Below are 8087 nucleotides of genomic sequence, written 5' to 3'. Positions count from 1 at the left end.
CGGGGGTTTGTCCGCCTGCGTGGGCCGCTGCGTGTGTCGTGGGAGGCCTTGGGCCGTGCGGACGGTGCCCGGGTGGTGCGGTCTGCGGGGGCGATGGGCAGGCCCGCGCCGGGCACCCGCCGTTTGTTGGCCCGGGACGTGTAGGTCGCGTCGGCCGAGGGGGGTTGCAACGTGAATGTGCCCGCCTGGGAGACCGGACGGGCTAAGCATCCCCGGAATCCCGGGAGTTACTGGACACCCAACCTCTGGGGACGTCAGGTTCTGACGTACGCGGGTCGGTTCTCCGAGCGCTGTGCTTGCTCATGGTGGAGGTCCGGGTCATTCCCGGTGCCCCGGGCTGTGACGAGAGGAATCTAGCGCGGGGACAGTCTGGGGCGAAAGCTGCTTCATACGGGAGGGTGAACGGGGCTGCCCGGCCTGCCGGTTGCGGCGCGTATCGGTAGGAGCCCGGGAGCCCGGGAGCCCGGGAGTCGGCGCCTGCTGGCCGCGGTAGCGGCCGGCCGGAATGTGGGTGAGCGGCGTGCACGGGCACCTGCTGCTCACTGCCCCCGGGGGAGGCCTTTGGCAGTTTGCGCAGCCAGCGGCCTCGCGGCCTGTGCGAGGTGCTGGAGCAGGCGGCCCAGGAGGTGGCCGTCGGCCGCCGGGAGGGAGACGCGGCGGCCGGCTGACCCGCCGGCGAGTCCGGGCCGCTGCGCCTTCCGTACGCCGCCGGCGGACCAGGCCGCTGCGCCTGGCCCGGCCGACGGCGTCGGGGGTCTGCGCGGGCCCGGCCGTCGCGCTGGGCCGCGCGGGCCGCTACTCGTGCCGCGGCGCGTCCGTGCTGGTGCCCTGCCCGGTCCCGAGGACGTTGGCGGCCTCGTCGAAGGCCTCGGGGGCAATGGACGGCCGTGTGGCCTGGGACGGCCAGTCCAGATCGGCGATGACCGGACGGTAGGGGGTTGGGAAGAGCTGGTGCACAGGCAGGTCGACGGGAAGGACTCGTGATCCGTACGTTTCGGCGAGGAGCCGGGCGAGGTCACGGGAGGTCGAGGTCTTGCCCTCTCCGCCACGGCGGTAGCGGCCGGCGGCGAAAGTTGTCTCGGTGATGCGTCGTACGGCGTCCAGGTCGGGGCGCGTGGCGCGCGGGGTGGTGAGGGCGCGGGCCTGCTCGGGGGTCATGCCGGTGGCTGCGACGAGGGCCCGGACGGTGTCGTCGTCCAGGCCGTGGGCGAGGTTGTCCAGGCGTTCGGTTGCGGAGGTGCCGGGGGCGAGGCCGAGGAGTTCCATGGCTCGGTGCCGCTGGACGCCGGCGGTTGCGGCGACCCGCTGCACGTAGCTGTCGAGGCGTTCGGTGGGGCGGGGCAGGGGTACGCCCGGGATCCGGGCTGGGAGGTTCTGCTGCCGGCGGGTGCGGTCGGCGACGGCCTGGCGGGCCTGGTGCAGGGTGATGCCGGGGTGGGCCCGCTTGTACGCGCGCACAGCGCGGTCCTGTTCACGACGGCGGGGGTTGGTCATGATGTCTCACGTCCTTTGTCGGCCTGTTGCCCCACACGCGTCGGCCGTCCAGGAGGAGGGCATGACACAGCTGTTCGCGCGAGTCTCAGACGTCTGTGGTCCCCTGCGGCGGTGTGGGCGTCGAGGTGGTGGACCGGGCGCGGCGCGGTTGCCCTGGTGCATCCGTCATCGTAGCGGCCACACCCCGCTTGACGCGGTGGCACGGCTGCGCCGGTGCTGGGGACTCACACGTCGTCCCAGTCCTCCCAGCGGGGGCAGCTGAGGCGGATGCTGAACGTGTACGTGGCGTCGTTGGCGCGTACGAGGCGCACGATCGGCGCGTACTGGAAGGTGGTGAGGAACTCGCAGATGGTCAGGCTGGCGTGCGTGTTGTCGTCGGGGGTGTGGGAGAGGGGGCGCAGCGCCTCGCCGGGGTAGGGCGGCCACTGGTAGGCGCCGAGCACCTCTGCCTGCGCCCATGTCCAGCCGTTGGCGGCGTTCGGCGCGGCGCCGCGCACGCGGATGACGTCGGCGTCGTCAGGGACAAGGGCGCGCAGGCTGTCGACGGCGCGGGAGCGTGGCGGCTGGGAGGGACTGGCGTACGGGCCCATGTGGCGTGGCTCCTGGGGGTGTTGGCGGGATCGGGATCGCGGGGCGGGCGGGGTTGCCGGGGGAGGTTCCCGGCGTGGCGCCAGAGGCGCTCTTCGCGGCGGCGGATCTGGCGGCGGCGCTCGGGGCCCTTATCGGCCTCGCCCGACCGTGGCGAGAACGTGGGACTAGGGCTGCTGCTCCTGGTGGGCGCGATCGGTCTTCTCGACCCGGGCCGCAAGGCGCGCGACCATGCGGCGGGTGTTCTCGACGGCGTCACGCAGGACCTGTTCCAGGGTTTCGCGCATGCTGGAGCCGTCGCTCTCCTCAGCGAGGCGGGTGACGTTGGCGACTTCGAGGCCTTCCAATACCACCGTGCCGATGACGAGGATCTCGCCGGCCTCGATGTATTCGAGCGCATCCTGTTCGTTCGGCCGGCGAACAAGGACATCGACGGTGTAGCCCTCGTGCACGAAGCGGGCGCGGCCTTCGAGATCGAGGCGAAAGCCCGGGTCGGTTGCGGGAACGTCGAGCTGTACGAGCTCCATATGAGCCTCCTGGTGCTGGGTTCTTGGGTAGCGGAGGGCGGCGGGCAACCTGTGGTCTGTCGGCTGACTCGCCGCGCCGGCGCTGGGCCTGTTGCGGCGCGGCGGTGCGCCCGGCCCGGGGCGGGAGGGCGCTCGCGCGTCGTACCGGTCCGCCCGGCAGGGACTGGGTGTGTGGAGGTTCAGGCCTCACTGGCGAAGGCAATTCGGACCAGCAGCTCGAAGCGCTCCCTCTGCTCGGCCACCAGGGCTCGCATGGCCACCTGCTCGGCCCACTTGCGGCGTGCGATGGCCTCCTGAGCGGCCAGATCCTCGGACTTCTTGCGCGTGTCCTGCACCGGCTTGACTGCGATGGAGGTCGCGGTGCTGCGTGCGAGCGCGAGTTCCACGAGGGCATTGAGATGGGTCCGGCAGGACAGAAACGTCTCCCCTCCGGTTCCGCTCGTCACGACCCAGTGCGGTTCGTAGGGGCACTGGCCCCGCTTGGGCGTTCCGTTGCGGGACATGTACGCACTCGGGCGGAGACTGCATACGGTGGAAGGCTGGTGGCTCACGAAAGTCCCTTGGTAGCTGCGACAGCGACGGGGTTGTGCCCGGCGACTCCTGGAGGCGTTGGCGCAGTCGGTGCGGGTGCCTGCCAGGCCCGGCCTGGCAGGCGGAGCATGGTGGGGGTCAGCGGGGCTTGCGGCGGCGGGGCCGGGAGTGCTCCCCGGCGAGGGTCCGTTCGCGTGTCGTGACCCTGTACTCGCGGTCGCGCAGGTCGAAGACCACCCACGGGCTGTTGCCGAAGTTGCTGGAGGCGTACGGCTGGTGCTGCCAGTTGGTGCAGGTGCCGTAGCGGTCGTGGAAGTCGGGGTGGAGACCGGCGGCGGCGAGGGCGTTGAGGACGTCCGCGAGGTTCTGCCACAGAGCGGCGGTGTCGGGCTGCGCGGTGGTGGTGTCCATCGGATGGCGCTCCGGTTCTGTGCGGGGTGGTGTGGTTCAGGGGTGGCGCAGGTTTTTGCGGACGCGGGAGATGCGGGTCCCGCGTACGCGGGAGATGCGGGTCCCGCGTACGCGGGAGACGGGCAGGGGCCGGTTGCAGACGATGCATGTTGCGGTGGTGCGGGCGTTGTTCGTGTCGCAGTCGCTGCACTTGACGGTGGTCATTGGTGTTCTCCTGGCGGGTGTCGGCGTCGTGCTGTCGTGGGTGGTGCGGGTGGTCTTGGTGATCGGGTCGGCCGTCCTGGTCGCGGGTGTCGTCCTCGCGCCGTGTTCGGGTGCGGGGGCCGTCTGGTCGGGCTGCTGGGCCCGGGGCCCGGTCAGACCTTGGCGGAGGGGAGGGTGGGGCTGCTGTCGGCGCGGTCGAGGGGGGCGAGGGCGCGCAGGACGGATGAGATGCCCCTGCCGTCGCGCCAGCGGAACCTGATGCCGTGCGGCATGTCGACTCCCGTTACCGGGTCGGTGCGTACGTCGCGCGGGTCCTCGACGCGGGTTCCCGGTACGACGTAGTGGCGGTACACCGCGGCCCACTGGTCATGCGGCTGGTGTCCGACGACGACGTAGTAGTCGTTGGGCAGGCGCAGGAGGGCCACCGTCCACCCGTCGGGGGCGTTGGTGGGGTAGGTCGCCCGGATCCGGAGGTCGGAGACGCCCTGAAGGGCAGGGAGCGGGGCGCGCAGCTTGAGTGTGTCGGTCGTGCGTCGGGGCATCGTCACAACTCCTTCGGGGAGAGGGTGGGTTGGGGTGTTATCCGGCCTGGTGGGCGGCCTTGCGGGTGAGGTTGATGAAGTTGGTGATGTGGCCTGCGACGCTCTGGCGGAGGCGGTCGTCGTCCGGGGTGGCGGCGAATTCGAGCAGTTCGGTGTGCATCAGGGTCAGGTAGTCGATCGTCTGCTGGGAGTCGGTCAGGGTGCTGTCGGTCTCGAACTTGGCGATGAGCTTGGTGACTTCACTGGCGAGGGTGCGGGCCTGGTCTGCCTCGGACTGGTTCATGGGGTCCTTTCCTGAAGGGGTGAGGTGGGGGCGGTTCCCTCATCCATATTCACTAATGTACTCGAATCGGAGTGTAAAGTCAAATCAAAAGGGTCATCGGGGGGTTGCTGAGCCGCGCGCCGTTCCTGCTCCGGGGCCTGTCGCTGCGCGGGGTGGGGGTGTTCAGCGCGGGAGTGTGTAGCGGATGCGGGCGTAGGTGACGGCGTCGGGCCAGGCGCCGAGGGTGCGCAGGTAGGCGCGGATGGCGTCGTTCTTGGTGCGCCCGGTGGCACGGGCCGGGGCGGGGCCGCCCGGGGCGGGGTCGATGTACCAGCCGGTGGCGCGGCCCGCGGCGTTGCGGGTGCGGCCCAGGGTGGCCCGGGGCGGTGTGGCGTGGCGGGTGCCGTGGGGGACGGTGACGGTGCCGTGGCCCGGCCCGGTGAGCTCGGCCTCGACGACGACGGCGCGGTCGGTGGCCTCCAGGTGCAGCTGGTGCACCTGGTCGACGGCGGCGCGGGGGACGGCACTGCCCCAGTGGTTGGCCCGGCCGTCCGGGAGGCCGGTGAGGTGCGCCTCGTACAGGGCGCGCCCGGTGTCGGTCGGGTGCAAGTCGTAGTCGTCGCTGCCGACGGTGAGCAGGCCGCAGGCCACGGCGTCGTCGAGGTGGGTGCCCAGGCCGGCCGGGGTGATGTGCTTGATGGCATCGCCCTCGGCGGCGCCCTTGACCAGGGCGAGGATGTGCGTGGGGCTGGCGTGGTACCGGCTCATGGGTCGGCGCTCCTTGTTGTGTCGGGCCGGGAGGCGGGGTGCCTGCTGCGCCCCGCCCTTGGGGCCGGTGGCCCCTGCTGTCAGAGCTTCGGGGCGTTCGCGGCCAGAGCCTCGGGCGCTGCCTTGGTGTAGAGGCCTTCCAGGCCGCTGGGGGCGATCAAGCCCCAGGTGAAGGTGTCGGTGTCGGGGTAGAACCAGCCCCGCATGGGGCTGGGGGCGTCGTGGGTGCGGATGACGCCTACCCCGTAGACCTCCAGGGTGCCGTCGTGGAGGGCGTCCTGCTGCTCCTTGGTGAGGTGGTCGGCGCCGTAGTACTTGTTGAACTTCTTGTCGGCGACGACGGCGAGGACGGGGCTGAAGTCGTCTTCGACGCCGTTGTAGCTGCGGGCGCGGGCGAGAGAGGCCAGCGCGTCCGCGCGGGTGGCGCAGGTGTCGCGGTAGAGGACGCGGTCCTTGTGGTCGGGGATCTCGTCGGTGTCGTACTTCCATGCCTCGACCTGGTGGCGGGCGTGGGTCCCGCTGCCGTTGTGGCGGTTGCGGAGGAAGCCGTAGGGCTTGCCGTCGACGACGACGGGGTGGCGCTCGGTGCAGAACTCGCAGGTGATGCCGACGTGACGCAGGAAGCGCTGGAGGCGCGGGAAGCGGGCGAAGCGCGTGCCGCAGTTGCAGCAGGTGTACACCTCCCAACTGGTGGGCTGGTCCGCCGTGTCGTGGTTGCAGCGGGGGCACGCGTAGGTGTCGCCGTTGGCGCTGTTCCAGCTGATCACGTCGTTGTTCATGGCTTCCTCCTGGCTTCGGGGCCGGGGCGCTCACCCCGATGTATTCACTAATGTACCCCAAGAGGGGGTGGAGATCAAACCAGAGGGGTCTAACTTGTTTTGCTCCAGGGGTCTAACTTGTTTTGCTCCGGCGCGCGTTGACTGCCCGGAGCCCCGAGCTGCGCACCGGCCACAAGCGCCGCGGGCTCGGGCCCGCATGGAAGCGCCGTCAGCGCGTCCTGCGGCGTCTCGTGCGTGGGGGATGGGCGTGCTGTTCGATCGGGCTTCTACAGCGCGCTGTTGGAGCGTGTAGGTCTGCCGCGCCCTGCTTCGCCCGCCGACCTCCGGCCGCGCCTCACCGCGTCGTACGCCGTCCGCTCCGTCGGTCCTGGCCGCCCTCGGCGCCGGGTGCTGCGCCCTGGTCGTCGTCCGTCGCCCCGACGTTCGTTACCCGGGGTGTTGGGGGCTGGGTAGCGGTTCCGTGCCTGTACGCGGTGCCCGCGGCCGTGGTGTTGCCGTACCTGGGCAACACCGGGGATCGGGGCGGCCTGGCCGTCGTCCTGGAGCTGGGGCGCCTGTCACCGCCGCGGAGCTCGTCGGCGGTGGCGGTGGCCGCGGGGTGTTGCGGTGCCGCGCAACACCGGCAGGTGCCCGGCCTGGCGTGGGGGCTTGAGGGGCGCGCGGCGTCGGGGTGTGCGTTCTGTCCGGGGCGCTGGCCGGCTCGTACGGTCGCAGGACGGGCCGAAGGCCCCCTTTTTTCCCAGGCGAGGTGTCCGGGGACGGCAAGGAGGCCCGAATGTCCTCCCCTGCTGAGGAGTTCGCGGCCTGGGCTGAGCAGAGCGCGGCTCGCCTCCCCGCCCCTCCATCCGTACGCGAAGGGGCGGGGACCTGTCGGTGGCGCAGTGCACGCTGTACCGGGTCGGGATCCACCGTGAGCTCGGCGACGTCGACCGGGCCCTGGCGTACGCGGCGCGCCTGGACGCGGCCGTGCTGCCCACGCCCGAACGCCGGGCCCGCGTGGCCACCGACACCGCCCGCGCGCTCCTGGCCGCCGGCGACGTCCCGGCCGCGTTCGCCCAGCTGCAGCGAGTAGAACAGGCCGCGCCACAAGAAGCCCGCCGGCCCTCGGTACAGGCTCTGACCACCGAGGCCTCCGCACGCCGTTCCGACCTACCCGGCATCACCGCCTTCGCCCGCCGCACCGCCCCACCCCGCAGCACCACCTGAACAACCGGCCCGACGCCGCCCGCCGTCCCGCGCCGTCCAAAAGCGTCCAGAAACGTCCAGCCGACGAGCTCCGCCCCGCCTCCGAGTGCTGCTGGTGGGCGAGTTGTTCACCGTTGTCCGGCGTTGTTCGGTGGCATCCGGCGCCTCGCCCACCGCCCTCGCCCCCCACACCGTCGCTGCGCCCCGGCCGCCCTGAGCCTCCTGGGCTGCGCCCGCTCGACAGAAGCGGGGTAACAACACACTGAGAGCCGGGTGACACTCACTCAGAACGCCGCAAACCGAACCCGATTCGATCCCGCCCCGCCCAACTCGGCCGGCACCCGACAACGCACACCACCCCCACCCCCTTGCCGCCGAGCGAAGCGAGCCCTCCCTGCACCCCCAAGCACCCGCACCCGACGTACACCGAAGAGCGCGGAGCGCTCCACCTCAAGATCAAAACAACCCCCCGAAGCCCATCACCCAAAGTAACCGGAGCGCGGAGCGCTCCGGCACCACCCAACCAAGTCCGGATGCGAAGCATCCGGACCCAACCGCCCAACTCCGGCGCGCAGCGCCAGAGTTGACACCCACTCACCAACAAGGGGCGCGGAGCGCCCCGCCCCCACTCCACCAGCGCGGGCGCAGCCCGCGCCACCCGGCCGGAGGCCGGGAGCGGGGCCGCAGGCCCCGCCAACTCCCGTGCGAAGCACGGGAGTTCATCGTATACACCCGCGAAGGGCCGAAGGCCCGAGCCCCCTGGCCGAAGGCCAGGGGTTTACCCAGCGTAGCTGGG

11 protein-coding genes are annotated in these 8087 nt (G+C 71.6%); 1 reads left to right on the top strand and 10 read right to left on the bottom strand.

Annotated elements, in window-relative coordinates:
- Window positions 1–795 precede the first annotated feature (795 nt).
- The 10 genes from IE206_RS41900 to IE206_RS41855 form a co-directional block, all read right to left on the bottom strand.
- Window positions 796–1494 carry a TniQ family protein gene (locus tag IE206_RS41900; protein ID WP_189972005.1) on the bottom strand — a complete coding sequence of 233 codons (699 nt, stop codon included), beginning with the start codon at window positions 1492–1494 and terminating at the stop codon, window positions 796–798.
- Between the two features lie 224 nt (window positions 1495–1718).
- Complete coding sequence (locus tag IE206_RS41895; RefSeq protein WP_189972003.1) at window positions 1719–2084, bottom strand: hypothetical protein; 366 nt, start codon at window positions 2082–2084, stop codon at window positions 1719–1721.
- A 165-nt stretch (window positions 2085–2249) separates the two neighbouring features.
- Window positions 2250–2609 (bottom strand): hypothetical protein, encoded by a 360-nt coding sequence (locus IE206_RS41890; RefSeq protein ID WP_189972001.1) that lies wholly within the window; start codon window positions 2607–2609, stop codon window positions 2250–2252.
- Window positions 2610–2788: 179 nt separating this feature from the next.
- The gene (locus IE206_RS41885) at window positions 2789–2995 is read right to left on the bottom strand and encodes a hypothetical protein (RefSeq protein WP_189971999.1); all 207 of its coding nucleotides are present in this window, start codon (window positions 2993–2995) and stop codon (window positions 2789–2791) included.
- Window positions 2996–3278: 283 nt separating this feature from the next.
- Window positions 3279–3551, bottom strand: a complete 273-nt coding sequence (locus IE206_RS41880) for a hypothetical protein (protein ID WP_189971997.1) — start codon at window positions 3549–3551, stop codon at window positions 3279–3281.
- 36 nt (window positions 3552–3587) lie between these two features.
- Window positions 3588–3755 carry a hypothetical protein gene (locus tag IE206_RS41875; protein WP_189971995.1) on the bottom strand — a complete coding sequence of 56 codons (168 nt, stop codon included), beginning with the start codon at window positions 3753–3755 and terminating at the stop codon, window positions 3588–3590.
- A gap of 152 nt (window positions 3756–3907) precedes the next feature.
- Window positions 3908–4297, bottom strand: a complete 390-nt coding sequence (locus IE206_RS41870) for a hypothetical protein (RefSeq protein ID WP_189971994.1) — start codon at window positions 4295–4297, stop codon at window positions 3908–3910.
- Between the two features lie 37 nt (window positions 4298–4334).
- A complete protein-coding gene (locus tag IE206_RS41865; protein WP_189971992.1) occupies window positions 4335–4580 on the bottom strand; it encodes a hypothetical protein in 246 nt (81 codons plus the stop codon).
- A 162-nt stretch (window positions 4581–4742) separates the two neighbouring features.
- On the bottom strand, window positions 4743–5327 hold the full coding sequence (locus IE206_RS41860; RefSeq protein ID WP_189971990.1) for a hypothetical protein: 585 nt from the start codon (window positions 5325–5327) through the stop codon (window positions 4743–4745).
- Window positions 5328–5407: 80 nt separating this feature from the next.
- Window positions 5408–6106 (bottom strand): hypothetical protein, encoded by a 699-nt coding sequence (locus IE206_RS41855; protein WP_189971988.1) that lies wholly within the window; start codon window positions 6104–6106, stop codon window positions 5408–5410.
- A gap of 873 nt (window positions 6107–6979) precedes the next feature.
- Here IE206_RS41855 and IE206_RS41850 point away from each other — a divergent pair.
- Entirely contained in the window at window positions 6980–7312 is a 333-nt protein-coding gene (locus IE206_RS41850; protein ID WP_189971986.1) for a hypothetical protein, read from the top strand.
- Window positions 7313–8087: the final 775 nt, after the last annotated feature.

The organism is Streptomyces violascens (genome assembly GCF_014649955.1).
GTDB lineage: Bacteria > Actinomycetota > Actinomycetes > Streptomycetales > Streptomycetaceae > Streptomyces > Streptomyces violascens.
This window is presented reverse-complemented; position numbering and strand designations above follow the sequence as displayed.